At 67.2% G+C, this 25,864-nt stretch carries 20 protein-coding genes; 1 reads left to right on the top strand and 19 read right to left on the bottom strand.

Features of this window, described 5'->3' with window-relative positions; all coding sequences use genetic code 11:
* Window positions 1-2: 2 nt before the first annotated feature.
* From BM345_RS00605 to BM345_RS00560, 10 genes are read right to left on the bottom strand one after another with little or no spacing between them, the layout of a single operon-like run.
* Window positions 3-974, bottom strand: coding sequence for a VOC family protein (locus BM345_RS00605; RefSeq protein ID WP_093374477.1), 972 nt, complete (start codon window positions 972-974; stop codon window positions 3-5).
* 1 nt (window position 975) lies between these two features.
* Window positions 976-2,451 (bottom strand): aldehyde dehydrogenase, encoded by a 1,476-nt coding sequence (locus tag BM345_RS00600; protein ID WP_093374475.1) that lies wholly within the window; start codon window positions 2,449-2,451, stop codon window positions 976-978.
* Window positions 2,452-2,461: 10 nt separating this feature from the next.
* Window positions 2,462-3,265 carry an aspartate dehydrogenase gene (locus tag BM345_RS00595; protein WP_093374473.1) on the bottom strand — a complete coding sequence of 268 codons (804 nt, stop codon included), beginning with the start codon at window positions 3,263-3,265 and terminating at the stop codon, window positions 2,462-2,464.
* Window positions 3,266-3,274: 9 nt separating this feature from the next.
* The gene (locus BM345_RS00590) at window positions 3,275-4,963 is read right to left on the bottom strand and encodes a thiamine pyrophosphate-binding protein (RefSeq protein WP_093374471.1); all 1,689 of its coding nucleotides are present in this window, start codon (window positions 4,961-4,963) and stop codon (window positions 3,275-3,277) included.
* Entirely contained in the window at window positions 4,956-5,786 is an 831-nt protein-coding gene (locus BM345_RS00585; RefSeq protein WP_175544854.1) for an SDR family oxidoreductase, read from the bottom strand. The genes BM345_RS00590 and BM345_RS00585 overlap by 8 nt, the downstream gene beginning before the upstream one ends.
* 25 nt (window positions 5,787-5,811) lie before the next feature.
* Entirely contained in the window at window positions 5,812-6,642 is an 831-nt protein-coding gene (locus tag BM345_RS00580; protein ID WP_093374469.1) for an IclR family transcriptional regulator, read from the bottom strand.
* A gap of 48 nt (window positions 6,643-6,690) precedes the next feature.
* Entirely contained in the window at window positions 6,691-7,557 is an 867-nt protein-coding gene (locus BM345_RS00575; protein ID WP_093374467.1) for an alpha/beta fold hydrolase, read from the bottom strand.
* 20 nt (window positions 7,558-7,577) lie between these two features.
* Entirely contained in the window at window positions 7,578-8,120 is a 543-nt protein-coding gene (locus BM345_RS00570) for a cupin domain-containing protein (protein WP_093374465.1), read from the bottom strand.
* A 24-nt stretch (window positions 8,121-8,144) separates the two neighbouring features.
* Window positions 8,145-8,960, bottom strand: a complete 816-nt coding sequence (locus BM345_RS00565) for an SDR family oxidoreductase (RefSeq protein WP_093374463.1) — start codon at window positions 8,958-8,960, stop codon at window positions 8,145-8,147.
* A gap of 8 nt (window positions 8,961-8,968) precedes the next feature.
* A complete protein-coding gene (locus BM345_RS00560; protein WP_254789462.1) occupies window positions 8,969-9,955 on the bottom strand; it encodes a Bug family tripartite tricarboxylate transporter substrate binding protein in 987 nt (328 codons plus the stop codon).
* Between the two features lie 191 nt (window positions 9,956-10,146).
* Between BM345_RS00560 and BM345_RS00555 the strand changes: the two genes are divergently transcribed.
* Window positions 10,147-10,890 carry a transporter substrate-binding domain-containing protein gene (locus BM345_RS00555; protein ID WP_093374459.1) on the top strand — a complete coding sequence of 248 codons (744 nt, stop codon included), beginning with the start codon at window positions 10,147-10,149 and terminating at the stop codon, window positions 10,888-10,890.
* A gap of 4 nt (window positions 10,891-10,894) precedes the next feature.
* Here BM345_RS00555 and BM345_RS00550 read toward each other — a convergent pair whose 3' ends face one another.
* The 9 genes from BM345_RS00550 to BM345_RS00505 form a co-directional block, all read right to left on the bottom strand.
* Window positions 10,895-11,848, bottom strand: a complete 954-nt coding sequence (locus BM345_RS00550) for a tetratricopeptide repeat protein (RefSeq protein ID WP_254789405.1) — start codon at window positions 11,846-11,848, stop codon at window positions 10,895-10,897.
* Window positions 11,849-11,872: 24 nt separating this feature from the next.
* A complete protein-coding gene (locus BM345_RS00545) occupies window positions 11,873-13,540 on the bottom strand; it encodes a tetratricopeptide repeat protein (RefSeq protein ID WP_093374457.1) in 1,668 nt (555 codons plus the stop codon).
* 8 nt (window positions 13,541-13,548) lie between these two features.
* Window positions 13,549-15,597 (bottom strand): phospholipase D-like domain-containing protein, encoded by a 2,049-nt coding sequence (locus tag BM345_RS00540; RefSeq protein ID WP_093374455.1) that lies wholly within the window; start codon window positions 15,595-15,597, stop codon window positions 13,549-13,551.
* Window positions 15,598-15,926: 329 nt separating this feature from the next.
* Entirely contained in the window at window positions 15,927-17,585 is a 1,659-nt protein-coding gene (locus BM345_RS00530; RefSeq protein ID WP_093374451.1) for a phospholipase D family protein, read from the bottom strand.
* A complete protein-coding gene (locus tag BM345_RS00525) occupies window positions 17,585-18,601 on the bottom strand; it encodes a 2-dehydropantoate 2-reductase (RefSeq protein WP_093374449.1) in 1,017 nt (338 codons plus the stop codon). Before BM345_RS00525 ends, BM345_RS00530 begins: the two co-directional genes overlap by 1 nt.
* A gap of 78 nt (window positions 18,602-18,679) precedes the next feature.
* Window positions 18,680-19,885, bottom strand: coding sequence for a PrsW family intramembrane metalloprotease (locus BM345_RS00520; protein ID WP_254789404.1), 1,206 nt, complete (start codon window positions 19,883-19,885; stop codon window positions 18,680-18,682).
* Entirely contained in the window at window positions 19,882-20,496 is a 615-nt protein-coding gene (locus tag BM345_RS00515; RefSeq protein ID WP_139237437.1) for a hypothetical protein, read from the bottom strand. The genes BM345_RS00520 and BM345_RS00515 overlap by 4 nt, the downstream gene beginning before the upstream one ends.
* Before the next feature lie 26 nt (window positions 20,497-20,522).
* Window positions 20,523-23,147: an alanine--tRNA ligase gene (gene alaS, locus BM345_RS00510; RefSeq protein WP_093374445.1), complete on the bottom strand. Its 2,625-nt coding sequence runs from the start codon at window positions 23,145-23,147 to the stop codon at window positions 20,523-20,525.
* Window positions 23,148-23,340: 193 nt separating this feature from the next.
* Window positions 23,341-25,782: a DUF6351 family protein gene (locus BM345_RS00505; RefSeq protein WP_139237436.1), complete on the bottom strand. Its 2,442-nt coding sequence runs from the start codon at window positions 25,780-25,782 to the stop codon at window positions 23,341-23,343.
* Between the last annotated feature and the right edge of the window lie 82 nt (window positions 25,783-25,864).

The raw sequence follows: 25,864 nt of genomic DNA, 5'->3' as shown, positions 1-25,864 counted from the left end.
GGTTATTTCTTTTCGGTGAGGAAGGCGCCCTTGGGTCCTTCCGCGTTCTTCTGGCGGCGCGTGTTGCCGTCCAGGCCGCCATCGACGGCCCATTCGGCGAACACCGTCGGGCCGGGCTCGAACTCGCGCGGCTGCCAGTCGGCGGTGAGCTGGTCCTCGTCGGCGTAGTACTCGATGAGGCCGCCGGCCGGGTTCTTGAAGTACCAGAAGTAGGCCGAGGACACCGGGTGGCGGCCCGGGCCCAGCTGCGTTTCCCAGCCCTTGCGCGAGAAGTGCAGGCCGCCGCCGAACACCTCGTGGATGTCGCGCACGGTGAAGGCCACATGGTTCAACCCGCGCTTGCCCGAGGGCAGTTGCAGCAGGAACAGGTCGTGGTGGCCGCCGTCCGGCGCGCAGCGCATGAAGGCGCCGCGCTTGGGATAGCTGTCCGAGCTCACGAAGCCGAAGTGGTCGCGGTAGAAGGCGCTGGTGGCTGCCACGTCGTTGGTGAAGAACACCACATGGCCCACCTCGATGGGCGTGGCGCGCTCGTAGATGGGTGCGGGCTGGTTGATGCGGGCCTTGGTGCTCCAGGTGTTCATCGCACCGCAGTCGATCTCGATGTCGCGCTTGCGCGTGACCTGCAGGCGCACTGCCAGGCCGTTGGGGTCGATGCAGCCGATGCGGCGTGCGCCGTCCACTTCAGCATCGAAGAAGCCTGGTGCATCCTTGATTGCAGCGGCGTAGCGATCGAGGTCGGCATTGCTCTGCACGCCCCACACGACTTCGCGCAGAGTCGGCCCCTCCTCCATCGCCGGCGGCAGGCCGGGCTTGGACAGGGAGGCCACCAGCACGCGGCAGCCGTTGAGGCATTCGAAGACGAGTCCGTCTGCGCTCTCGGATTGGAGCGCGAGGCCCCAGTCCTGGAAGAAGGTGCGGCAGGCCGGAAGGTCGTCCGCCGCGTAGGTGATCTGGTCGATGCCCAAAACGCTCATGTCACTTGCTCCAGGGCAGGGGTTGTTCGTTGGTGCCCCAGTACATGCTCTTCTGCTCCATGTACTGGAAGATGCCCTCGCGGCCCTTCTCGCGGCCCAGGCCCGAGTCGCGCCAGCCGCCGAAGGGCGTGGAGACGGAGAACTGCTTGTAGGTGTTGACCCAGACGGTGCCGGCCTGCACCGCGCGGCCCAGGCGCCAGGCGCGCTTGAAGTCGCGGCTCCACACGCCGGCCGCCAGGGCGTAGACGCTGTCGTTGGCTTCCTCGATCAGCTTCTCTTCGCTGTCGAAGGGCATGGCCACCAGCACCGGGCCGAAGATCTCTTCCTGCGTAGTGCGGGCGCTGTTCGTCAGGCCTTCGAGGATGGTGGGGGTGTAGTAGTAGCCGTTGTCGCGGCCCTCGCCGTGCGGGCGCACGCCGCCGGTGCGGATGTGCGCGCCCTCGGACACGCCCAGCGCCACGTAGCGCTCGATGCTCTCGCGGTGCTTCGCCGTGATGAGCGGGCCCATCTGCGTGCTTTCCGAGGCCGGATCGCCCACGCGCAGCAGCTTGGCGGCTTCGGCCAGGCGGGTGACGAACTCGTCGTAGATGCTGCGCGCGACAAAGAGGCGCGAGCCCGCGATGCACGACTCGCCCGAGGAGCTGAAGATGCCGTAAAGCACGCCGGCCACCGCGTGGTCCAGGTCGGCGTCTTCCAGCACCATGGTGGGCGACTTGCCGCCCAGCTCCAGCGACACCGGCATCATCTTGTCGGCCGCGATGTGGGCGATGTGCTTGCCGGTGGTGGTGCCGCCGGTGAAGGACACGCGCTTGACCAGCGGATGCTTGGTGATGGCGTCGCCGATCACCGAGCCCTTGCCCGGCAGCACGCTGATGATGCCCTTGGGCACGCCGGCGGCTTCGCAGATGCGCGCCAGTTCCAGTGCCATCAGCGGCGTGACTTCGGCGGGCTTGACCACCACGGCGTTTCCCGCGGCCAGGGCCGGCGCGAGCTTCTGCGCCTCGCTGGCGATGGGCGAGTTCCACGGCGTGATGGCCGCCACCACGCCCATGGGCTCGTGCACGCTCATCGTCACGAAGGGGCCGCGCGATGGCGTGATGGTGTCTTCCAGCGTCTCCAGCGCGGCGGCGAAGAACTGGAAGGTGCCTGCCGCGCTGGCGACCAGGGCACGGGTCTCGCTGATGGGCTTGCCGTTGTCCAGGCGCTGCTTCTGCGCCAGGTCCTCGGCCTGCTCGCGGATCAGGGCCGCCACTCGGTGCAGCACCGAGGCGCGCAGGTGCGGCAGCATCATCGCCCAGCCGCTGGTGCGGAAGGCCTCGTGGGCGCGGGTGATGGCCTCTTCCACGTCGGCCAGGCTCGCGGCCTTCAGGCGGGCGATGGGCTCGCCGTTGGCGGGGTACAGGCTCTCGTAGACGTCGCCGCCGCCCAGGCGCCATTCGCCGGCGATGTTGATGGGAAGGAGTTCGTTGGAAATCATGGTGGCGTTCTCAGATGGCCAGCGGCGCGACGCGGTTGCGCAGCGCGCGCACGGCGCTGTAGACGGTGAGCGCGGAGGTCTTGGGATTGGCGGCCAGCGCCTGGTTGCGCATGGTCAGCTCGAAGCGGCCGAAGGCACCCAAGGCTTCCACCGTGTGGACGTTCTCGGTCACGGCGGGGTCGGCGATCAGGCGCACGAAGGTCTTGTCCAGGCCCAGGCCGGCCAGCGACACGGTGGCCGCCACGTTGGCGTTCTTCGGATAGAGCGTGGCGGCCTCGCGGGCGCTGCCCTCGAAGATCACCACTTCTTCCTGGAGCGCGGCCAGGTCGCGGCCCTGCTCGGCCGGCGTGCCCTTCCAGGCATGCGGCGGCTTGCGGCCGGTGTAGAGCACCTTGTCCAGGCCGCCGATGCGGGCCGCGGCCAGCGCATCGATGGCACCGATGGCGCCGGCGATGAGCTGCACCTGCGTCTTGCCGGTCACGGCGGCACGCTCGACCGCCTCCACCAACCCGGGCGCCGACAGCGCGCCAACGGATGCAACCACCGCAGGCGTGCCACGGCGCAGCGCCGGCAGCACATGCTGCTCGATAGCGGCATGGCCGGCGGCCTCCACCACCAGGTCGATGCCGGCCAGCGGCACGCTGGACACCACCGCCGCGCCGGGCGCCAGTCGGGCACCGGCCTCGCGTGCGGCGGGCATGCCTTCCTCGGGCACCACGATGGCCGCGACCGACAGGTCCGCGTCATCCTTCAGCAGTTCCAGCACCGAGATGCCGATGGCACCGCAGCCGATCAATGCGAATCGCAAGCTCATGGCGCGTCCTCAGGCCGCGGGGGCGGCGGGAATCTGGTCCAGCTTGTTCACTGGCGGGCCGGAGAAGGCCGTCTTGAAGGCACCGATGGCGCGCATGTCGATTTCCAGCAGGAAGGGCCCCTTCGTCGACCACTGCGTCTTCAGAAGCTCGGGCAGTGCCTTCAGGTCCTGCACGCGGGCATGCGGCAGCTGGAGGGATGCGCACAGCTGCGCGTAGTCCGGCGTGTGCAGTTCCACGTAGCAGCGGCGGCCGCCGTAGGACGCGTCCTGGATGTTCTGGATGACGCCGTAGCGCTGATCGTTCATCAGCACGATCAGGCAGTCGCACTGCTCCTGCACCAGCGTGGCCAGCTCGCCCAGGTTGAGGATGAAGCCGCCGTCGCCGGCCAGGCCCAGCGTCTTGCGGCCCGATTCGGTGACCGCCGCGCCGACGGCCGCGCCGATGGCCATGGGCATGCCCATGCCGATGCCGCCGCCCGTGGCATGCACGCCGGCATCGCGCTCGAAGAAGCGCAGCTCGCGGTTGCCCCAGGTGCTGTTGGAGACGGTCACGTCGCGCACCCAGTTGAAGTTGCGGCCGGCCACCTCCTGCAACTGCTTCACCAGCGCGGCGTACGGGCCCAGGCCGTCTCGCAGGGCGGCGACCGCCTCCTCGTGCGTGTTGCGCAGGTCGGCCAGCAGTTCGGGGTCGGCCTTGTAGCCGCGCGCCTCCAGCCGGTCGGCCAGGCCGGCCAGCACCAGGGCCGAATCGCCGCAGACGAAACCGTCGTCGGCATAGCAGCGGCCCTGCTGGGCGGCGTCCACGTCCACGCGCAGCAGCGGGCGGGGCAGCTTCAGTTCGTACTTGAGCGTCTCGTTGCTGCGCAGGCGCGTGCCCACGGCGAGCATGGCGTCGCAGCGCTGGTAGAAGGCCTCCACCGGCTTCTGGATGTTGTAGGCGCCCAGCGACGCCGGATCGTCCTCGGGCACGATGCCGCGCCCCTGGCCGGTGCTGACGATGCCGAAGCCCAGGGCCTTCAGGCGCCGCACGGCCGCGCCGGCATGGCGTGCGCCGCCACCCAGCCACAGCAGCGGGCGACGGGCCTTGGCCAGCGTGTCCGCCAGCGTGTCGAGCGCAGCCTCGCTGGGGGCCAGCACGGCCACCGGCAGCGGCGACAGGTCGTCGGGCATCTCCATCACGCCTTGCTGGATGTCGATCGGGATCTCCACGCTCACCGGGCCGGTGGGCGCGGTCATCGCGGCCTGCACGGCCGCCTTGAGCGTGGACAGGCAGGTGGCGGCGCTGCGCACGCGGAAGGCGGCCTTGGAGACCGCGCCCAGCATGGTCAGCTGGTCTGGCGCTTCGTGGATGTACGAGAGCTTCTGGTCCAGGTACTGCGTCTCGATCTGGCCGGTGATGTGCAGGAGCGGCGTGCCGGCCGTGTAGGCCTCCACCAGGCTGCCGGCGATGTTGCCCGCGGCCGGCCCGGTGCTGGTGATGCACACGCCGAGGCTGGAGGTGGACCGCGCGTACGCATCGGCCATGTTGCCCGCGCCGGCCTCGCCGCGCGCCATCACGAAGCGCGTCTTGCCGCGCTGCGCGAAGGCGTCGAGGATCGGCATGTTGTGGATCGAGATCACGCCGAAGGCGGCCTTCACCCCGCACTGTTCGAGGAAGGCGGCGACCACGGTGCCGACGGTGACTTGTTGCTTAGGCATGGCGCGAATGGCCTCCGGAAATGTCGAGATGGCTGCCCGTCGTGTACGAGGACAGCGGCGAAGCGAGGAAAAGAATCGCGCGTGCGGCTTCCATCGGAAGGCCCAGGCGACCCAGGGGGATGTGCTTGTCCTTGGCGAGCTGGCTGCTCCACGTTGCCCAGTCCAGCGACTTGTCTTCACGGGCATCGAAGCGGCGGCGCCACTGGCCCGACTCGATCAGGCCGATCAGGATGCCGTTGACGCGCACGCCCTGCGGCGCGAACTCGGTGGCCATGGAGCGCACCAGGTTCAAGAGGCCCGCGCGGGCGGCCGAGGTGGCGACCATGTGCGGCTCGGGCTGGCGGGCCAGCAGCGAGTTGGCGCAGACGATGGCCGCATCGCCGTGCACCGCGCCCTGTGCCTTCAGCTGCGGCAGGAAAGCGCGGGTGGGATGGATCACCGAGAAGAACTTCAGGTTCAGCTCTTCGGTCCAGGCCTGGTCTTCGGTGTTGGCGAAGGTGGAGACGCGGCCCTGCCCGGCGTTGTTGATCAGCATGGAGGCCGGGCCGAGCGCGGCCTCGCTCTGCGCGGCGAAGCTGCGAACTGCGTTGGCATCGAGCACGTCGCAGGTGCGGGCGAAGAGCTTTGCGTCGGGGCGCGTGGCGCGCAGGCCGGCGACGGCCTGCTCCAGGCGCTGGGCATCGCGGCCGCACAGGGCGACGGCGGCGCCGCTTTCGAGCAGCAGCTCGACGGTGGCCAGGCCGATGCCCGAGGAGCCACCGGTGACCACGGCCACGCGGCCTGCCAGGGCGTCCTTGGCGATGAAGTGCTGGGTGTTGTTCATGGGGAGCGAACTCGTGGGGGCCGGCTCAGGCGCGGCGCATGGGCACGACCTTGCTGCTGGCAGCGGGCGCGTAGTTCAAAAGGCCCGAGATGTCGTCGGCCGTGGCGCGCACGCGCGTCACCATCTCGTCGATGCGGCCCTCGTCGATGTGGCCCGAGGGAATGGTCGCGCCCAAGGCCGCCACGATGTGGCCGCTGTGGTCTCGCACCGGCGCGGCAATGCTGGAGATGTTGGATTCGAAGAAGCCTTCGCCCAGCACATAGCCGCGCTGGCGGTCGGCCTGCACCATGTCGAAGAGTTCGGTGACGGTCTTCGGCGTGCTGGGCGAGAAGGTCTCCAGGTGGTCTTCCGGATAGAGCGCGCGCAGTTGCGGCAGCGTGAGGTCTTCCAGCAGGATGCGGCCCAGCACGGTGGCATGCGCCGGCAGGCGGGTGCCCACGCTGACCGAGCTGGTGAAGGGCGTGGCCTGCGCGACCTTGGCCACGTAGACGATCGAGCGGCCGTCTCGCACGACGAGGTTGCAGGAGGTGTGCAGCTCTTCCGACAGCCGCTGCAGCAGCGGCGTGCCCAGCTGCGTCAGCTCCAGCGAGGCCAGGTACTCGAAGCCCAGGCGCAGCACGGCCAGGCCCAGGCGGTAGTCGCGGCCACCCTCGGCCTTCTCGAGGAAGCCCATGTTCTCCAGCGTGCTGAGCAGGCGGAAGACCGTGGAGCGCGGCAGGTCGAAGCGGCGCGCCAGCTCCGGCGCCGACAGGGTTCGGTGCTCGCGGCTGAACTCGCACAGCACGCGCAGGCCGCGCTCCAGCGCGGGCACGTTGTAGCGGTCTGCGCCTTCTTCGGTGATGTCGTTGTCGCTCATGCCTTGGATCTCCTCGTTCTGCTCGGTTCGTTCGTTCGCTCGTTTATCTCAAGCCCGGGCCGCTTCGCGCAGCAGCAGTGCGGCCACGGCCGCGGGCTGCTCCACGTAGCTCGCATGGCCGGCGCCGGTCGCCAGTTCCAGGCCCAGGCCGCAGGCGGCCGCGACCTTCTCGCAGGCCTCGGGCGTGGTGACCACGTCCAGCGAGCCGCAGGCCACGTGCACCGGCACGGCCGGCGGCAGGTCGGCCAGCAGGTCCGCGCCGCACAGCAGCTCCACCGCCTGCGCGTAGCCGGCTTCGTGCAGGCGGCCCATGTTCCAGCGCACCCATTGGCGCGGCAGCTCGCCGGCTTGCGCAGACAGCAGGCGCTGGTCGCTTTTGGCAGCCATGCCGGCGATGCCCTCTTGCGCCAGCGTGGCCAGTCGTTGGGTGCGCACACGTTGCTGCGCTTCTTCCTTGCCCGGCGCGCCGTAGCCGGCCGCCGGGCTGATGAGCACCAGCTTCGCGATGCGCGCTGCCATCGCCGAGCCCGTGCGTGCGGCATGGCCGGCGGTGATGGCGCCCAGCGAGTGGCCCACGAGCACGAAGCGCTCCAGGTCCAGCGCGTCGACCAGGCCTTGCAGGCGCTGCGCATAGTCGGCGGCCTTCGGCTGCTGCGATGCCACCGGCGTCGAATCGCCGTAACCCGGCGCATCCCAGGCGATGACGCGTGCGCCCTGCCCTTCGAGCAGCAGCGCCGCTTCCAGCCAGGAGGCCGCACCCGAGCCGATGCCGTGCAGGCACACGAACACCGGGCCGCCCTGCCCCGCGCCGCATTCGCGCACCGACACCACCTCGCCGCCGGGCAGCGCGACGCTGCGCGCAGCAAAGCGGGATTCGAGGCGGGCCAGTTCGCTGGCGGGGAGCATGGTCGTCATGGCGCGGGCCTGGGTTGCACTCAGCGCTTGATCTTGGCCAGCGGGTGGTCGGCCGGATAGGTCGGCGTGACGGGCTTCTTGGAACCCAGCATCACGCACATCAGCGCGTCCTCGTCGCCGATGTTGATCTCCTCGCGGTACACGCCGGGCGGCACCGAGATCAGGTCGCGGTCGGTCATGACGGTCTCGTAGCGCTCGCCGTCGGGCGTGGTGATGACCACCTTCAGCTTGCCGCGCATGAGGAAGAAGATCTCTTCCACGTCGGTGTGGATGTGCGGCGGGCCTTCGTGGCCGGCCGGGATCACCATGGTGGAGAAGGTGAAGTTCTCCGAGGGTACGGTGTTCATGTCGGCGGCGACGCCGGTGCCGCCCGTGCCCACGTAGCGCATCTGCGCGCGGCGGAACTTGGGATCGAAGTCGGACTGGAACTTCAGCGCGTCCCAGTCGTACTTGCGGGTGGAATAGCGCGCGACGCGCGTGTTCATCCACTGCTCCAGGCTCGCGCCCTCGGGGCGGGCCCAGCTCGGCTGGTCGATGTTCTTCTGGTCGGACAGATCGCTCATTTAAGTTTTCTCCTGCAAGTGGGTTCAGTGCATGACGAAGCCGCCGTTGACGGCCAGCAATTGGCCGGTCACGAAACGCGACAGGCCGGACAGGGCGAAGAGCACGGCGCCGCAGACGTCGGCCGCCTGCTGCTCGCGCTGGATGGCGCGGCCGTCCATGTAGAACTGGTGGCGCGCCGCGGGCACGTACTCGGTGGCCTCGACCAGCGTGAGGCCCGGCGCCACCGCGTTGACGGTGATGTTGTCGCCGCCCAGCTCGCGCGAGAGCGAGCGGGTCAGCGAGACCACGGCGCCCTTGCTCGATGCGTAGGCCAGCAGCTTGGGCGCGCCCCACAGCGCAGTGTCGGAGGCGAGGTTGACGATGGCGCCGCGGCCCGAGTCAGCCAGCGCGCGATGGCAGGCGCGGCTCATCAGCCAGGTGCCGCGCACGTTGACGTTCATCACGCGGTCCCAGGTGGCGACGTCCAGCTCGTGCACGTCGCGGCCGCCCGAGTTGGTGATGGCGGCGTTGTTGACCAGGCCGTCCAGCCCGCCCAGCAGGCGCGAGGCTTCGGCCGCGCCGGCCTCGATGGATTCGGGGCTGGACAGGTCGATGGCCAGGGCCTGCACGTCGAAGCCGGCGTCGCGCAGCGCGGCCGCTTCCGATTGCGCCAGGTCGGCCAGGATGTCGGCGATCACCACGCGGCCACCGGCCTTGGCGATGCACTTGCCGAAGGCCAGGCCCAGGCCGCGCGCCGCGCCGGTGACCAGCACGCGGCGGCCGGCCAGCAGGTTGGCGGGCAGCTCGGCGAGCAGGGCCTGCAGGCTCTGCGCGTCGGGGGTGGACTTGATCTCGCTCATGGCTGCGCTCAGTCGGCCTGGATGCCGAAGTCCTTGATCAGCTTGCCGAAGCGGTTGTACGTCTCGGCGACCGTGGCCTGCAGCGCCTGCGGCGTGCCGCCGGTCGGGATGGCGCCCCACTGGGCGATGCGCGACTGCAGCTCGGGCAGGCGCACGATCTCGTTCATGTGCTTGTTCAACAGCGCCACCACGTCGGCGGGCGTGCCCTTGGGTGCGAACAGGCCGTGCCAGCCTTCCACGTCCAGGCCCTTGTAGCCCTGCTCGGCGAAGGTGGGGACCTCGGGTGCCAGGGGCGAGCGCTCCTTGGACGCGACGGCCAGCAGGCGCAGCTTGCCACCTGGCAGGTGCGGCGCCACAGGGCCCAGGGTGATGTAGGTCAGCGGCACCTGGCCGCCCAGCACGTCGTTGATGGCCGGTGCCACGCCGCGGTAGGGCACATGCACGACCTTGGCGCCAGTGGACTTGTTGGCCATCTCGCCCAGCACGTGCATCGGCGAGCCGCTGCCGGGCGATGCGTAGGAGAGTTCGCCCTTCTGCGAAGCCGTGACCACGTCCTTCACGCTCTTGTAGGGGCTGGCGGAAGAAGCCACCAGGAACATGGGGAGCGTGTCGGCCTCGATGATGGGCGTGAAGCCGTTCAGCACGTCGTAGCTGGAGGCGCCGCCGGTCTTGAGCACGAACTGCGCGATCGCGAAGGTGTTGGGTGCCAGCAGCAGCGTGTAGCCGTCGGGCGCGGCCTTGGCCACGTAGGCGCTGCCGATCACGCCGCTGGCGCCCGGCTTGTTGTCCACCAGCACCGGTTGCTTCACGCGCTCCTGCAGCTTCTCGGCAAACATGCGCGCCAGCGCGTCGGTGTCGCCGCCGGCCGGATAGGCCACCACGATGGTGATCGGCTTGGTGGGATAGGCGGACTGCGCCAGGCTGGGGCCGGCCAGGGTCGCGGCTGCAAGGCCAAGGCCGACGGCCAGTGCGGCGCGGCGGCGTGCGATGTTCATCATGATGTGGGACTCTCGCGGGGCGGTTGGGTTGAAATGCCTTGCCGTTCCTCGAATCCCGTACGTTTCACTAATGGAACAATGTTTTATTCTTGGAACGACCTACGAAGGATATGACCGAACTGTTAACTGGTGCTAAGTAGTAACCCTAGTTCTAGGCTTTGTTACCCCCTCAGAAACGCCCTCCATCCATGAGCACTTCCACCTGTCCCCCTTCCCTCGTCGCTGCCTTTGCGCCCACCGGCGTGCTGCGCGCTTCCATCAACCTGGGCAACCCGATCCTGGCCGGGCGCGATCCGTCCAGCGGCGAGCCTGCGGGCGTGTCGGTGGACCTGGCGCGCGCCTTTGCGCAGCGGCTGGGCGTGGCCGTGGAATTGAAGGTGTTCGAGAAGGCCGCGGCCTCGGTGGAGGCGGTGCGCGGCGAAGAGGCGGACATCGGCTTCTTCGCCATCGACCCGGCGCGCAGCGAGGGCCTGCAGTTCACCGCGCCCTACGTGCTGATCGAGGGCAGCTACCTGGTGCCCGCGAGTTCGGCGCTGAAGACCAACGAGGAAGTGGATGTCGCCGGCAACCGCGTGGCCGTGGGCAGCGGCAGCGCCTACGACCTGTTCCTGACGCGCGAACTGAAGGCGGCGCAAATCGAGCGCGTGGCCGGTGCCAAAGGCGTGATGGAAGCGCTGCGCGCCGGCCAGGTCCAGGTGGCGGCGGGCATCCGGCAGGTGCTGGAGGCCGAAGCAGCTACCGATGCCGGGCTGCGCATGCTGCCCGGCCGCTTCATGGTGATCCAGCAGGCCATGGGCACGCCGGCATCGCGCGGCGCCGAGGCGGGCCGGGCGCTGGCGGCTTTCGTGGAAGAGATGAAGGCCAGCGGCTTCGTGGCCGAGGCGCTGGCGCGGCACAAGGTGAAGGGCGCGAGCGTGGCGCCGAGCGCCTAGTTCATCAAGGCGCGGTCGACGCGGCCGTGTCGATCAAAGTCTTGGGCTTGCTCATGTCCCAGGGAGGCAGTGCGGCAGGCGGCAAGGGGAGGACCTTCTCCAGATTGGGGAGACGGAGTTGGGGGTTGTGGCGCAGAGCGTTACCAAAGACCCGGTAGCGGGTCGCACGAGCAGGGTCCTTGTGGTGGCCAACCATCGCATCGCCATCATTAAAGGCCACAAGGAGTCGGCCTGCGCATTCATCGCTTCCGAACTTCACACCCTCGTGAAGTACTTTGAGGGCGCGCTGATAGTCACGGCTCACAACTCCGTTCAACAACATCCCTAGTTCGTATGCCGCTTTGCCATTTCCTTGTGCAAGGGCGCACTCCAACATCGCAAGCGAAATGGAACGATTTCCCCAGAACGCAGGAGGATCATCGTAAGTACCACTGATCTTTTCACCCAAATACGCCATGGCACTGGGGCTGCCCATATCCGCCGCAAGCTGCCAAAACGCATAAGCGCGGGTCACGTCATGGTTCACGCCAACCCCGTTCATGTAGTAAGTCCCCATCAGGTCGTACGCAGTGGGTATACCCAACCTCATGGCGCCCTCGATGATCTGCACGGCCCGCTCGGTGTCACGCTGTGATCCTAACCCACGCGCGTAGGCATCAGCGAGATACAGCATGGCTTTCCAGTGCTGTCGTTGAGTAGCCCGCTCCCACAAGGCGACTGCCTCTTTGTAATTGCGGTCCTCGGGCCACAACTCAGGACTAGACAGCCGCAGGCCTTCCTGAAACCATGCCTCCGCTTGCGTATCCGTGAGCGGAACGACATCAGCCTCCTTATTGCATGTGAAGTCGCTTCGATGAGGATCGAAGGCTTTCAGGCGCATGTTGCGTGACACATCGGCGCCAATCACCGTTTCCATCACGCCCAACACCCCTAGGAGGATGATGACAACAACAAGCACAGCAAGGCCCCGCATCCTGGACCCCTACGCCAACGCCTTGCCCTGATGGTCATGCAGGTCGGACAAGGTGACGCGATACCCCACCGCCCCCGGTTCGTTGGCGTTGTCGATCCAGTGCCAGCGCACCATCCGCGCATCGATGTCCAAGTGCAATTGCGAGGGATCTGGAAATAGCTGGCCTTCTTCCAGATAGGTCTGCCAAGAGCGTTGGTGAAAAACCTTGGCCAACGGATGAGTGGCCTGCAACTCAGCCTCCCAGACGCCCGTTCGAGGACATGGGCGCTCTCGCCCCCAGCAAGCAAGCGCCTCCGCCGGCCGGCGCCCCATGCGAGCAACGCCACGCGCCACCTGCACGGGAGGACGAGGCTCTGGCAATCTGACCAGTTCGCCGAGATAGTGCCATCTCACGCCAAGAATTCGCGCAAACTCACCAAGGCTTTGACGGTCCGCTGCTGGAAAGACCTCTCCTTTTGCAAAGCGCATCGGTGTCTGGCGTGCACCCCACTCCTGTTGGTAGTCTCGAACGGATTCCGTCAGGGCGGCAACCCAATAACCGGTGAACGAAACCGTGGCGCCTTCGCGCTGCGGCCAGATGTCCGCCGTCTCTCGGTCGAAGGTCTCCGTCCACTCTGCGACCGGTGCAACTGGCTGACTTGGAAGCGCATAGCCTTGAGGTATGTGCGCACGTCCGGTTCGCTGCGAGCCAGGCGTCGGCGTGACGGGGAGCGCGGGAATGATCGGTTTGGCAGCATCGATCAAGATTGAGGGTTCGCCCGCATTCCATTGAGGCAATTGGGCAGGGGGCAGTGGCAGGACCTTGTCGAGATTCGGCAAACGAAGGTCAGGATTCCTACGAAGCGCATCGGCGATTGTTAAATAGCGCTCTGCCCGTGCAGCATCCTTCTTGTGCATCACTAGAGGGGCGCCATCGTCGAATGCACCAAACAGGCGACTGGCACATCGAGCATTGCCAAACTTCACGCCCTCATGAAAGACCCACAGAGCGCGCGCGTTGTCTTCGTCCAGCGACTTATCGGTCCCAGCAAGCGTTAGTCCCAAACGGTACGCGGCCTGACCGTTGCCTTGCGCCAGACCACACTCAAGCATCTTTAGCCCTACTTTTCTGTTTGCCCAGAACGCGGGAGGATCGTCATAAGTGGCCGTCAACTTGTCACCCAAGTAGGCCATCGCACTTGGGCTGCCCATGTCGGCCGCCAATTGCCAGAAGGCAAACGCTCGGCTTGGGTCTTGCGTGACTCCAGTGCCATTCATGTGAAACGACCCCATCAGGTCGTAGGCAGCAGGTATGCCGAGCGTCATTGCCCGCTCGACAATCTGTAGCGCGCGCTCTGGATCTCGCGGCACACCCAATCCGCTTGCATAAGCGTCAGCCAAGTTGAGCATGGCCTTCCAGTGTCGCCGTTCGGCAGCTTGCTCCCAGAGTTCTGCTGCCTTCTTGTAGTTGCGGTCTTCAGGCCACAATGAAGGACTCGTCAAGCGCATCCCTTCTAGAAAATAAACTTCCGCTTGTGCGTCAATGGAAGGCACCGCATCGGCTTCGTACTTACAAACGAAAACTTTGCGGTGCGGATCAAAAGCGTCCAAGGACATGTTTCGGGGTAAGTTCTTCATGGAGCAGGCGCAAATAGCAAACAGGAGGATGACATTGAGGTTGCGAAGACGAGAGAGCATGGCCGTACTCATGCCAAACGTATTCGGCTAGTTCGCACATCCTCAAAAGGCATCAAGAACCCAACCGGGCCCTTACCCTTGCTCTTTTCGATACCATTCGATTCGGCAAGCTCCTCCCATTTTTCAAACGAATGTTTGATGTCTGCACGAGTTCCGCTGTAACCGTCAAGGGTCCCCTCCGTCAGCATCGCCCACACCCGCTTTCGCAGATCCTTGCTTATCTCAGGGCTGTCGCTGGCCACGTTGATCTCCGTATCCACTGCCATGCTTCGCAAGTTCAAGTTCGCGCTTCCAAGCGTAAAGAAGCTGTCGTCGATGAGCATGAGTTTGCTGTGGATGTAGATCTCCCGGTACCGCCCTCTTCCCAATTTCTCGCGCAGGGATTTGATCCGCTCTGCTTGGCTGGCGTCTGAACGCGCGGTGGCTTCCAACTCGGCCAGGACGCCAAGCTCCTTGCGCTGGGTACTGCGCCAGTCGTGGTCGAAGGTCCAGAGACTTGCCACCAAGGTTCGCATGCCGATGGATTGCAGATCCTTGGAGATGCCACCCTCGGCGCCCAATGCCTTGGCACTCGCCGCAATGGGAGAAAGCGGCGCCGGGTAGTAGTCGGGGTCCGGCACCTCGCCTTTTGCGGCCTGGCTTTGCACGTGCGCTTCCCAGCGAGCCTGTTGCTCGCCGTGACGCTTGAGTTCATCCTCCACGAGCTTGTTCTGGTTGGGCATGGAGCTTCCATGCCCCAGCGCCTTGATGCTGTCGTAGGTGCGCGGGACCATCTGGCTGCGTTCCGGCGTGGGGATCACGACCATGACGTGCAGGTCAGGAAGATCCGACTGAGCCCTGCCGGCGGCCTTCCAGTATTTGGCGAAGCTCGCGCGATGTGCCTTGAGTTGCGTCGCCCACTCGGTGTGCTGGAAGTACTGGTTCTCGACGTACAGGTAGTTTCGCGCGAAGCTGCTGGCCTGGTGGTAGAGGCGGGCGATGGTCTTTTCGCCCTCCTGCGCTTGGGTACGCACGATCTGCGCGCTGTGAAGGTCGCCCTTGAGCGTGCTGGTGAGCCCCGGTGGAGGGGGTGCTGCAGCATCGTGCTTGCGGGATATCGCAGTCCCGTTGCCCGAGGCACGGTTCCAGGCTGAAGTGAAGTTGCGACTGACCTCCACCAAGGCACCGCCGCGAATGCGGCAGGCATAGTCCTGATATGGCTTGAGGCCCGGCGCCCCGTCACCTGCGCCTTCCCAAGGCTGGCCGCGCCGCGGATCGTTGAAAAGATGCTTCTGCGTGTCCCAGTAGTCCGTGACGCTGTTCAGCCCCATCACGTAGCCGACCGCATGGCTGCCACCCTCATGTTCGTAGTCGATCAAGATGGTTTTCTGGTGATCGGTGGGAAGCCCGCTCAACCCCAGGTTTTCGACCGCCCCGCGCTTGCCGGCCTCATCGGCAAGGCTCTTCTGAACCGCGCTGCGGCTGTTGTCGCGCGTGCGAATGGCGAGGTGGTCGATGGCGCCGACAAAGGCATCCTGGTACCAGCGGGCATTGAACTCCTTGCGCTTGTCTTGAGGCATGAAGACAAGGCCTTCGGTCCAGTCGTCCGGGTTCAATGGCCGGTTCGTCTGACTGGTGCTGCGACGGTCATGGCTATAGCCTGGCATGTTGTTGGCGCCCAGCATCGTGCTGCCAATGAAGCCATACCACGCCAGCAAGCGAACCTGGACCGGATGCCCGCCATTGAACTTGCCCGCCGCCACGTCCCGCAGCAGTTCGCCCCAAGTGACGCCTCGCGGCCAGGTCTCCTGCCTTTCGCGCGTCAGTTCCATCGCCGGATCGAAGCCCCAGCAGATGATTTCCACGCTGGCCCGGGCGCTTCTGATGTCACCTGCGATCTGTCGGAACGCGTCCTCGCCGCAAATGTAGACGTCGAGTTCGTTGCGGTAGCGCACCGGCGCAACCTTGCTGTCCTCGTTCTTTTCCAAGAACCACTGAACGGCGCCTGTGGCCGTCCGCTTGTCTTCAGGGATGGGGATCGTAATCGGGTGCTGCGTGTCTGTTCGGATGGGAGCCATCAGCGCACTCCCCGGAGGATCGTGCTCATGGGCGACGACCTGAAGGAAGCCTGGCTCGGTGAGATGAGGCCTTGCAGGCCTCCCATCTGAATTGCGGCAGCCGGGCGCGAGAACGCGCACGCGGACAAGCCGCTGGTCAACAGCGCTTGGAACATTGTTTTGCACTCCCTGATCGTTTGCAGCAACCGCGTGACAACGGTTGAGGATTCAAGCCCTCCATTCGAGGACCTTGGCCTGCAATCAGCATAGCGCGGCGCGACAGCGCGCGGGTGAGAATTAGTTCTCGGACGAAGACACGTACGTGGACGCGCCCTGTCAGGCCAACAGGGCTAAAGCATCTCCTCCGGCACCAACTGCAGCAGCAGCCAGTCGCGCCAGCGATGGAAGGTGCTCCAGCCGGGCTCGTCGAACTGCACGGTCTCGCCGCCGTCGATGTCGCGCTCCACCCAGGTCATGGCGCCCTGCTTCGGGTCCAGGCGCAACTCGTAGGTGCCGGGGCCCAATTCGTCGACGAGCAGGCGGAATTCTGCGGCCAGCTCGGTGCTTTCGACGATCAGGCCGACCTCGGTGTTGAGCCAGGCCGAGCGGCCGTCGAAGTTCATCGAGCCGATGAACATGCGGCGCTGGTCCACCACCGCCACCTTGGCATGCAGCCGCCCACTCGATGACTTGAAGTTGCCCAGCTTGCGGTCGCGCGTGACCAGGTGCGCGCCCAGTTCGTACAGGCGCACGCCGGACTTGAGCATGGGCTCGCGGTAGCGCGAGTAGCCGCTGTAGACCAGCGTCTCGTCGGTGGCATTGAGCGCGTTGGTGATGACCGAGGTCTGCACGCCGCGGCTGGCTGCATCCTGGATGAGCGCCAGGCCGCGCTCGCCCGGCACGAAATAAGGCGAGACGATCAATACATCGCTGCGCGCGCCCTGGATCTGCGCCACGGTGCGCTGCGTCACGCTATCGGCAAAGCTGGCCTCGGGGTCGTCCAGCGTGATCTTGCCGGGGAAGTCGGCCAGCACGCGCGCGTCACCCCAGACCTGCGTCAGCCAGCCGGCCTCCAGTTGCGTCTCCACCGGCGGCAGGCCCAGCAGGTCCACGCCCGGCTCGATGAAACGTCGGGGCGCCGAGGCCAGGGCGCTGTCGAGCAGTCGCTGCGCATCTTCCTTCTCGGGCACCGGCTGCAGCAGCGACATGGGCCGCACCTGCTCGCTGTTCCAGAACTCGTCGAAGCTCTGCGACAGCTCGGGCACCACCGGCCCGGTCACCAGCAGGTCCAGGTCGACGAAGTTGCTGACGTCCGAGAGCATGAAGTATTCGTCGGCGATGTTGCGCCCGCCGGTGATGGCGATGCTGTTGTCCACCACGAAGAGCTTGTTGTGCATGCGCCGGTTGAGATGGCGCAGGTCGCGCATCGACAGCATCAGCCGCCAGGGCAAGGGGCCGGCGCGGGCGGGCAGCGGGTTGAACTGCCGCACCTCGAAGTTGGGCATGACCGACAGGGCGGCGTACAGGTCTTCGCTCACCGGGGCGTAGAGGCCGTCCACCAGCAGCCGCACGCGCACGCCGCGCTCCGCTGCCGCGCGCAGCTCGCGCAGGAAGGCCAGGCCGGTGGCGTCGCGCTGCAGCACGTAGTACTGCGCGTCGATGCTCTTCTCGGCATAGCGCGCCAACGCCAGCCGTGCGTTGAAGGCCGTGGGCCCCTGCGCCAGCAGGCGGAAGCCCGAGAGGCTGCGGTCGTCAGGCGCGTCGGCGCGGGCGATGCGCGCCAGCTGAGTCTGCGCCACGCTGGCAGGCGACGGGGCCTGCGTCTGCGGCTGCGGCTGGTAGGTCGGCAAACCGGCGCAACCCACCAGCGCCAGGCAGGCCATCGCCAAGGCGAAACGCCGAAGCCACGCGAGCCAGCGGAGCGCGCTCGTGTTCCCAGCGCCAGACGCGCCGCCCGGCCGGGGCATCGAGCGGTCCGGCAGCGTGCCGATGACGCCAGGCAAGGCCATCAGAGCCCGAGCGCCTCCACCATCTGCGCCGGCGCGAGCTTGCGCGGCTGCGCGGGCCACACGTCCAGCAGTTCCACCATGCGCGCATTGCGCGGCGCGGCCATGCCGTGGGCCTGCGCGAGGCGCACCACCTCGCCGCTCAGGGCATCGACCTCCGTGCGTCGGCCCAGCGCCAGGTCGTCGGCCATGCTGGAGCGCGCCTTGGCGTCGATCTTGAGCATGCGCGCGGCCACGATTCGAAAGAGCGGCGAAGGCAGGCGCAGGATCGCGAGCAGCTTGCGCGGCGGCAGTGCCGCCACCTGCGCCGGCGCAATGCCGGCTCGCGACAGCACGCCCAGCGCCTCTTCCATCAGCGCGGCGAAGCAGCGGCGGTAGCCGCGCTCCATGAGTTCGGCGCGCAGCGGCAGGCCCGACAGCGCATTGACCGGGTTGTTGAGGTTGAGTAGCAGCTTGCCCCACTGCACGGGCCGCGCGTCGGCCACCACGTCCAGCGGCACGCCGGCCGCCTCGAACACCGGCAGCCAGGGCGCCAACGCCTCGTGCTGCTGCGCCACCAGCCGCCCGGCCGTGCCGCGGTGGTAGGCGCCGGGGCCCAGTTCGGCGACGTTGTAGGGCACCATGCCCGGCAGCACGACCAGGCCCGGGCCGGCCTGTGCGGCAGTCGCCGCGTTGGAGATGCCGTTCTGCATCGAGACCACCACGCTGCCCGCCGGCAGCGCCTGCGCCAACTGCGCGGCGGCCTCCGCCGTGGCGCCGCTCTTCACGCACAGCAGCACCAGCGCCGGCCTCGCGCCCGCCGGCACCTGCTGCGCCAGGCGCATCTGGCCGGCGGCCACGTGGGCCTTGAGGCCGTCCAAGTCGGTCACGGTGAGGCCGCGCGTGGCGACGGCGTCCAGCGTGCGCGGCCGCCCGACCAGCGTCACCGGCACGCCCGCGGCGGCCAGCCGGCCACCCAGGTAGCAGCCGATGGTGCCTGCGCCCATCACGAGCAATTCACCGGGTACGGAGGCGGTCATGTCGAAGAAGGCTCCAGAGGTTGTCTCTTGGGATCGGGAAGGTAGACGCGCGAGGCGGCCGGCCCTGCGGCGCGACGATCATGCCTCAGGCCGTGGCGGCTCGCAGAGCCAGTCCAGCTCCTTGCGCAAGAGGAGGATGCGGTGTTCCAGCCTTCGGGTGTGCGCACCCCGCCCCTTCTCGCCCGCGCGCAGCACCAGCCGAAGCTGCTCGCGCTGCAGCCGGCCCTTGAGCCGGCCGGCGCGGCGGCCGTAGCGCTGCGCCAGCTTGCGGCGCACGGCCAGCCGCCGAAGCGGCGCGCCCAGGCGGCGGCGCTCGTCGTCGCGGATCAGCTCGCGCTCGGGCACGTAGTACGCGGCCAGCGCCTGCAGGTGCCGGCTCTCCACGCGCGAGGCCACGCCCCAGATCAGCCACACGGCGATGACCGCCGGCAGGCCCTTGACCAGCGTCAGCACCACCATCGAGGCGAAGCCGTTGCCCGGGATCCAGTCGTTGATGAGCGGCGAGTTCCACACGAAGTGCAGCGCCCAGGCCAGCAGGAAGTACTGCGCCGCCAGCAGAACCCGCAGCGGCATCGCCAGGTCGCGCCTGAACTTGAAGCACACGACGCCGAAGGCCGCCACCGTGGTGTAGGCCGCGTGGCTCCACAGGCCGTTGAGCAGCCCGCGCATGACGAAGTTGTGCGCCACCGGCATCAGTTGGCTGTCGGTGGGAAAGGAGACGGCCGAATTGACCGTGTAGCTCAGGTTCTCCACCACCTGGAAGCCCAGGCCCGACAGCGCGCCCAGGATGAGCACCGAATGCGGCGTACGGAACTGGTTGCGCGCGATCTGCATGATCAGCACCACGCCGATCAGCTTGAGGAATTCCTCGGTAACGGGCCCGGCCACCGCCGCGCCCCACTCGGCAGCGAAAGTGGGCGACACCAGCTTGGCGCACAGCCCCAGGATGGCGCTGTTGCTCGGCAGCGCCAGGTACACCGCGGCCAGGGAGCCCCAGGCGAAGGCCATGACGAAGCCCAGCGGCGGATGCTCCTCGTCCAGGTCGAGCAGGTGGAAGAGCATCAGGAAAGGCAGCGTGTACAGCGCCCACAGCACCACGCCCGACAGCAGCGTCAGCGGCACCACCCGGTAGCCGATGGCGAACATCTTCACGACCGAGACCGCGCCCATCACCAGCAAGAAGACCAGCAGCCAGAAGGCCGCGCGGCGCGGCTGGAAGAAACTGTCCAGGCCGATCGGCCACTCCTGGCTTGTGGCGGCGGCGGACGGGGCCGCGCCGCTCACGGCCGCGCCTCCAGCCGCAGTGAATCGACCATCTCCTCGGCTTCGTCCAGGCTGTTCTCCGCGCCTTCGGGCACGCTGTGGAAGTCGACCTGCACCACCCGCTGCCGCGACACGTCGGTGATCTGCCAGTAGCGCCCGGACAGGGTGGGTCCGAAGTAGCCGAAGCTCATGCCCTGCAGGCCGCCGGAGGTCTTGAAGGGTTCGGGCTCGCCCTCGATCGCCAGGCGCTGGCCGCGCTCGAAGCGGGCGCGCTGGCGCAGCAGCGGCCCCTCGGGGCCGCCACGCCATTCCAGCACGCGCACGGTGAAGCGGTTGGCGCCGTGGAAGATGGCCGAGACGCTGCCGGTGCGGCTGCGCACGGTGTCCAGCTTCCAGTCGTCGGCCGGCCGGTAGTACACGCCCCGCCCCGCTTCCAGCTCCAGGCCGGCCGGGATGGGGCGGCCGCCCGGCACGCTGCGGTTCCAGGCCGTGAGTCCACCGACGAAGAGCGCGATGAGCGCCAGGATCAGGGCCGACACGCCCAGCGTGCGGTAGGGCACGCGGCGCGGCAGCTCGGGGACCGGCCGCAGCACTGCGGCCGCGGCGGCTGCGGCGGTGGGCGGCAACGGCATGGAGCTGCCGCCGCGCCCGCGCATCATCAGGCGCGCTCGGCCACCCAGCCGCGCACCGAGGCCAGCGCCGCCGGCAGGGCCGCCGCGTCGGTGCCGCCGGCCATGGCCATGTCGGGCTTGCCGCCGCCCTTGCCGCCGACCTGCTGGGCCACGAAGTTGACCAGCTCGCCGGCCTTCACCTTGCCCATGGCGTCGGCGGTGACGCCGGCCGCCAGTTGCACCTTGGAGCCGTCGACGGCCGCCAGCACGATGGCCGCGGTCTTGAGCTTGTCCTTGAGCTTGTCCATGGTGTCGCGCAGGGTCTTGGCGTCGGCGCCTTCCAGCTTCGCGGCCAGCACCTTGATGCCGTTGACGTCCACCGCCTGCGACACCAGCTCGTCGCCCTGCGACGATGCCAGCTTGCCCTTGAGCGCACCGATCTCGCGTTCCAGCGCGCGCACCTGGTCCAGCACCTGAGTAAGGCGCACGCCGACTTCGGCCGTGGGCGCCTTCAGCGTGGCGGCCACGCTGTGCACGGTGGATTCCAGGTCCTGCAGGTAGCTGAGCGCATTGGCGCCGGTCACCGCCTCGATGCGGCGCACGCCGGCGGCCACGCCGCCCTCGCTCACGATCTTGAACAGGCCGATGTCGCCGGTGCGGGTGACGTGCGTGCCGCCGCACAGCTCACGGCTCGTGCCGATGTCCAGCACGCGCACCGTATCGCCGTACTTCTCGCCGAAGAGCATCACCGCGCCGGTCTGCTGGGCCGCTTCCATGTCCATCACGCGGGCCTGCGTGGGCACGTTGGACAAGATCTCGGCGTTCACGCGCTTCTCGATCTCCAGGATCTGCTCGTGCGTGACGGCGGCGTTGTGGGCGAAGTCGAAGCGGGTCTTGTCCGCATCGACCAGCGAGCCCTTCTGCTGCACGTGCGTGCCCAGCACTTCGCGCAAGGCCTTGTGCATCAGGTGGGTGACCGAGTGGTTGCGCATGGTGGACGCGCGGCGCGCGCCATCCACCTGGGCCTTCACCGCATCGCCCACCTGGAGCGTGCCCTGCGTCTGCACGCCGTGGTGGCCGTAGACGTCGGACTTGATCTTCTGCGTGTCTTCCACGCCGAACTGCACGCCCTCGGCGCAAAGCACGCCCTGGTCGCCCACCTGGCCGCCGCTCTCCGCGTAGAACGGGGTGGTGTCGAGAACGACGATGCCGGGTTGGCCTTCCTTCAGCTCGTTGACGGGTGCGCCCTCGAAGTACAGGGCAAGCACCTTGGCCTGTTCTTCCAGGTGTTCGTAGCCGGTGAACACGTTGCCGGCCCCGGCGTAGTCCACCGCGCGCTCCATCTTGAACTTGCCCGCGGCGCGGCCGGCGGCCTTCTGCTTTTCCATGGCGGCGTTGAAGCCGTCCACGTCCACCGTCACATCGCGCTCGCGGCACACGTCCTGCGTCAGGTCGAGCGGGAAGCCGTAGGTGTCGTGCAGCTTGAAGGCAACCTCGCCGGGCAGCACCTTGGCATCGCCCGCCAGGGTCGAATCGAGGATCTCCATGCCGTTGGCAAGCGTCTCGTAGAAGCGCTCTTCCTCGGCCTTGAGCGTCTCCACGATGCGCTTCTCGTCGGCCTTGAGCTTGGGATAGGCCTCGCCCATCAGTGCCACCAGGTCGGGCACCATCTTGTGGAAGAAGGGCTTCTTCTGGCCCAGCTTGTAGCCGTGACGGATGGCGCGGCGCACGATGCGGCGCTGCACGTAGCCGCGGCCTTCGTTTGACGGGATCACGCCATCGGCCACCAGGAAGGAGGTGGCGCGCGCGTGGTCGGCGATCACCTTCAGCGAGGCATTGCCCAGGTCGGCCGTGCCGGTCTCGCGGCCGGCCGCCTTGATGAGCGCATCGAAGATGTCGATCTCGTAGTTGCTGTGCACGTGCTGCAGGATGGCCGCCAGGCGCTCCAGGCCCATGCCTGTGTCGACGCAGGGTGCGGGCAGCTTGATCACGCTGCCATCGGGCTGCATGTCGAACTGCATGAACACGTGGTTCCAGATCTCGATGAAGCGGTCGCCGTCTTCATCCGGGCTGCCCGGAGGGCCGCCAGCGATGTGCGGGCCGTGGTCGTAGAAGATCTCCGAGCAGGGGCCGCAGGGGCCGGTGTCGGCCATCATCCAGAAGTTGTCGGACTTGTACTTGCCGCCCTTGTTGTCGCCGATGCGGATCACGCGCTCGGGCGGCAGGCCGATTTCCTGGGTCCAGATGTCGTAGGCTTCTTCGTCCTCGTGGTAGACGGTGGCCAGCAGGCGCTCGGGCGGCAGCTTGTAGACCTGGGTGAGCAGTTCCCAACCCCACTTGAGCGACTCGCGCTTGAAGTAGTCGCCGAAGCTCCAGTTGCCCAGCATTTCGAAGAAGGTGTGGTGCCGCGCGGTGTAGCCCACGTTCTCCAGGTCGTTGTGCTTGCCGCCGGCGCGCAGGCAGGCCTGCACCGAGACCGCGCGGTTGTACGAGCGCTTGTCGCTGCCCAGGAACACGTCCTTGAACTGCACCATGCCCGAGTTGGTGAACATCAGCGTCGGGTCGTTGCCCGGCACCAGCGGGCTGGAGGCCACCACCGTGTGCCCCTTGGAGGCGAAGAAATCGAGGAACGACTTGCGGATGTCGGCGACGGTGAACGTGGGCTGGCTCATCTTGTCCTGGGGTTTGGGCAAGGTGGCTGGCCGCTGTCGGCCGGACGGGGCCGGAATTGGCCCGTATTCAGGTCGAAGCCACCTGGCTTCTGGGGAAGCCGTCAATTATAGATTTGAGGCCGATTCCCGGAGCGGTTGCACGGCCGCGCCCCTGTGGAGGGGGCGCGGCCCATGGGCTTTGAGCGGGCTCTGCTCAGTTTGCGCCCGAAAGCGGGAGCGTCAGGTAGGTGCCGCGCAGCGGCACCGCGCCCTGGCCTGGCTGGCTCCAGTCGCAGACGCCATCGGGGAAGATGGCCTTCAACCTGGCCATTTCATCGCCCGAGAAGCTGACCTGGTAGTCGAGGAGGTCGATTGGCTTGAGCGCGCACTTGACGACGTTGTTGCCAAGCTTTGCGCCCGCGGCAAGCCGAGGGGTGCTTGCCCGTGGGTAGAGCTTGTTGCACTGCGTTCCGGGGCTGTCCGAGGCCACTTCGTCGATGCGTGTGCCATCGGGCGCCCAGCAGGCATCCACGGCATCCGCCGGCTTGAGCCGCGCGACCTTGTCCATGGACCGCGGGGCCGGATCGGTCGAGATGGCATCAAGCCAACGTTCCATCAGGTCGAAGGAGCGCTGGACCAGGTCGGCCAGCGGAACGCTAGAAGGCATGCTCCAGATGATCTGGTTGTCCGCCCTGCCACCGTTGGCGGCCTTGAGGCGCTCGCGAATGACGAGGTCCTGCATGGGCTCATGGATGTCCATGCGCCAGTTGCTCGCATCGACCCCCGCGAGCTTGTACGCCTGAAGGAGGACGCCCGAAGTCGGATCCGTCGACGCCGCAAGCGTGAGCGCATCGCTGTTGTTGCGCGACGTGATGATCGGAATGCTGGACAGGCCCCAGCCGCTGAAGCTGTTCTTCAAGCCGCCCGCGTAGGTCTGGCGCAACGCGTCGGGGTCGGCGACCGACCTCGCCGCCTGGGGAGCCCCATCCTCGTCCAGGCCCCCGACCTTGGCGTTCAGGTCGAGGAACTCCTCGATCGTGATGAGCTTCTTGTTAAGCGCGTCCAGGCCGTACTGCACGCCGACGTTGTCGAATGGCCTGCGCGCCTTTGCGTTCAGCTTGCCCAGGAGATTGGCATTCGTCTGGAAGATGTCGCATCGAACGCCGTCTGGATGCAGGTTGCGATCAAAGATGGTGTAGGACGGCGGATTGGGGGATGAGCCCAGGCAGCTCGTGGCGTAGCTCGAATCGAACATGCCTGCATAGGTGGCGTCCCATGCGCCGCAGACGTTCGACTGGAATCCTTCGACCGCCTGCCGCTTGGCGTCCGGCCAGGCGTATACGCGCAGCTTCATGTCGCGTGGCACGTTCTTGGGCACCTGCGACTGCAGTTCGGGCGGGAGGGAGTCGATGACCTGCCCGATCGTCGGCCGGGCCACCGTGTAGGTGTTCTGCAGCAGCCGGCATTCGGCAACCTCCGCCATGAAGCTCTCAGGGAAGGACACCAGCGCCTGGATTCCGTCGAGCAGGCCAGGATACAACTGGGCAATCAGGTACTGCTGGATGGCGCCGCCCGAGCCTCCAAACCCCGCCGTCCACCTGGGGACCTGACCGAACACCTTGATCATGTGTTCCTTCAGCATCATCAATGTCTCGCCCTGAACGTGCGGATTGGCGTGCTGCTGATTCCAAAGCTCGGTGGAGGCCATGTAGGCATAGCCACGCGACAGAGGGATGCCGGCGTTTTGAAGGAAGTCCAGCGCCGAGGACTTTCCCTGGTTGTACGCGGCGCCGGCGGACCCGTTGAAGCCGACGATCAGCTTCTTGTTCCATCGGGGCCCGGGCTGCCACCTCGGCAGGGACGAACTGGTGCTCGGGTCGTCCAGCACCGCCAGCAGGTAGATGCCGCGATTGATCGTTCCGGACTCCACGCGCACGATGAACGGCACCGTCGCACCCGCCGCGGTCGTGGCCGTTGCCATGTCCGCCGGCGACGGCTGGCCAGGCGCGTACGACTTGAAGCTTCCTGGCGTCGTACCGACGTCCTGGGTGCGGTAGTACCAGTCCACGCGCGTGTTCGCGCTGCAGAAGGCGTCGACGGGCGCCCCCAGCCCACTCTCGGCCGTGAGGCAGTCGTAGGGCCAGATCTGGGGCCCGGACAGGATGGGTCCCGTGATCGGAAAGTTGGTCAAGGTCAGCTGCGACTTCTGTGCAGGCAGGTCCAGGTTCCGCACCTGAAGCACGTTGGCACTTCCCTCGACCGCCTTCCCCTCGCTGGGAGGAGACGGGGTGTTCTGCGTCAGGCCGGAAACCAGCACGTTGGCCTTGCGCGGATCATCGGCCGATGCAACCAGTGGCAGGTCCAGGTCCTTGCCGTTCAACGCAAGCTGAACCCTGCTGAACGCGACGTCGATGCCCTGCGGCAACGTCACTTCCACCAAAGCGTCGCCGCCGCTGACGTATTGCGGGTCGGAGGAAAGGACCTTCAGGTTGAATGCTGCCGATGCCGGTGGCGATGCCGGCGGCGATGCCGATGACGCTGCCGGTGACGCGGAGCCGCCGCCGCCGCAACCCCCGATCACCGCGACGGCCGTGGCCGCCGCCAGCATCGTTGCCCAATACGCGCGGCGCTGCGTCCGCGAGGTGCGAAATGTCATCAAATGCTCCCTGATTTGTGTGGTTAGACTCGCCACGGTAATCAGGGAGCGCGACGACTCGAGTCGTCGCAAAGACAAATGA

The organism is Variovorax sp. OV329, assembly GCF_900114785.1.
In the GTDB taxonomy this organism is placed as follows: Bacteria; Pseudomonadota; Gammaproteobacteria; order Burkholderiales; family Burkholderiaceae_C; genus Variovorax.
This window is presented reverse-complemented; position numbering and strand designations above follow the sequence as displayed.

Bases quoted from the DNA above. Each gene is read 5' to 3' on its own strand.
- BM345_RS00600 (WP_093374475.1), bottom strand. From the start codon at position 2,451: ATGATTTCCAACGAACTCCTTCCCATCAACATCGCCGGCGAATGGCGC.
- BM345_RS00565 (WP_093374463.1), bottom strand. From the start codon at position 8,960: ATGAGCGAGATCAAGTCCACCCCCGACGCGCAGAGCCTGCAGGCCCTG.
- BM345_RS00555 (WP_093374459.1), top strand. From the start codon at position 10,147: ATGAGCACTTCCACCTGTCCCCCTTCCCTCGTCGCTGCCTTTGCGCCC.
- alaS (WP_093374445.1), bottom strand. From the start codon at position 23,147: ATGAGCCAGCCCACGTTCACCGTCGCCGACATCCGCAAGTCGTTCCTC.
- BM345_RS00525 (WP_093374449.1), bottom strand. From the start codon at position 18,601: ATGACCGCCTCCGTACCCGGTGAATTGCTCGTGATGGGCGCAGGCACC.
- BM345_RS00605 (WP_093374477.1), bottom strand. From the start codon at position 974: ATGAGCGTTTTGGGCATCGACCAGATCACCTACGCGGCGGACGACCTT.
- BM345_RS00575 (WP_093374467.1), bottom strand. From the start codon at position 7,557: ATGACGACCATGCTCCCCGCCAGCGAACTGGCCCGCCTCGAATCCCGC.
- BM345_RS00595 (WP_093374473.1), bottom strand. From the start codon at position 3,265: ATGAGCTTGCGATTCGCATTGATCGGCTGCGGTGCCATCGGCATCTCG.
- BM345_RS00560 (WP_254789462.1), bottom strand. From the start codon at position 9,955: ATGAACATCGCACGCCGCCGCGCCGCACTGGCCGTCGGCCTTGGCCTT.
- BM345_RS00540 (WP_093374455.1), bottom strand. From the start codon at position 15,597: ATGGCTCCCATCCGAACAGACACGCAGCACCCGATTACGATCCCCATC.
- BM345_RS00505 (WP_139237436.1), bottom strand. From the start codon at position 25,782: ATGACATTTCGCACCTCGCGGACGCAGCGCCGCGCGTATTGGGCAACG.
- BM345_RS00515 (WP_139237437.1), bottom strand. From the start codon at position 20,496: ATGCCGTTGCCGCCCACCGCCGCAGCCGCCGCGGCCGCAGTGCTGCGG.
- BM345_RS00530 (WP_093374451.1), bottom strand. From the start codon at position 17,585: ATGGCCTTGCCTGGCGTCATCGGCACGCTGCCGGACCGCTCGATGCCC.
- BM345_RS00585 (WP_175544854.1), bottom strand. From the start codon at position 5,786: ATGAACAACACCCAGCACTTCATCGCCAAGGACGCCCTGGCAGGCCGC.
- BM345_RS00545 (WP_093374457.1), bottom strand. From the start codon at position 13,540: ATGCTCTCTCGTCTTCGCAACCTCAATGTCATCCTCCTGTTTGCTATT.
- BM345_RS00570 (WP_093374465.1), bottom strand. From the start codon at position 8,120: ATGAGCGATCTGTCCGACCAGAAGAACATCGACCAGCCGAGCTGGGCC.
- BM345_RS00580 (WP_093374469.1), bottom strand. From the start codon at position 6,642: ATGAGCGACAACGACATCACCGAAGAAGGCGCAGACCGCTACAACGTG.
- BM345_RS00590 (WP_093374471.1), bottom strand. From the start codon at position 4,963: ATGCCTAAGCAACAAGTCACCGTCGGCACCGTGGTCGCCGCCTTCCTC.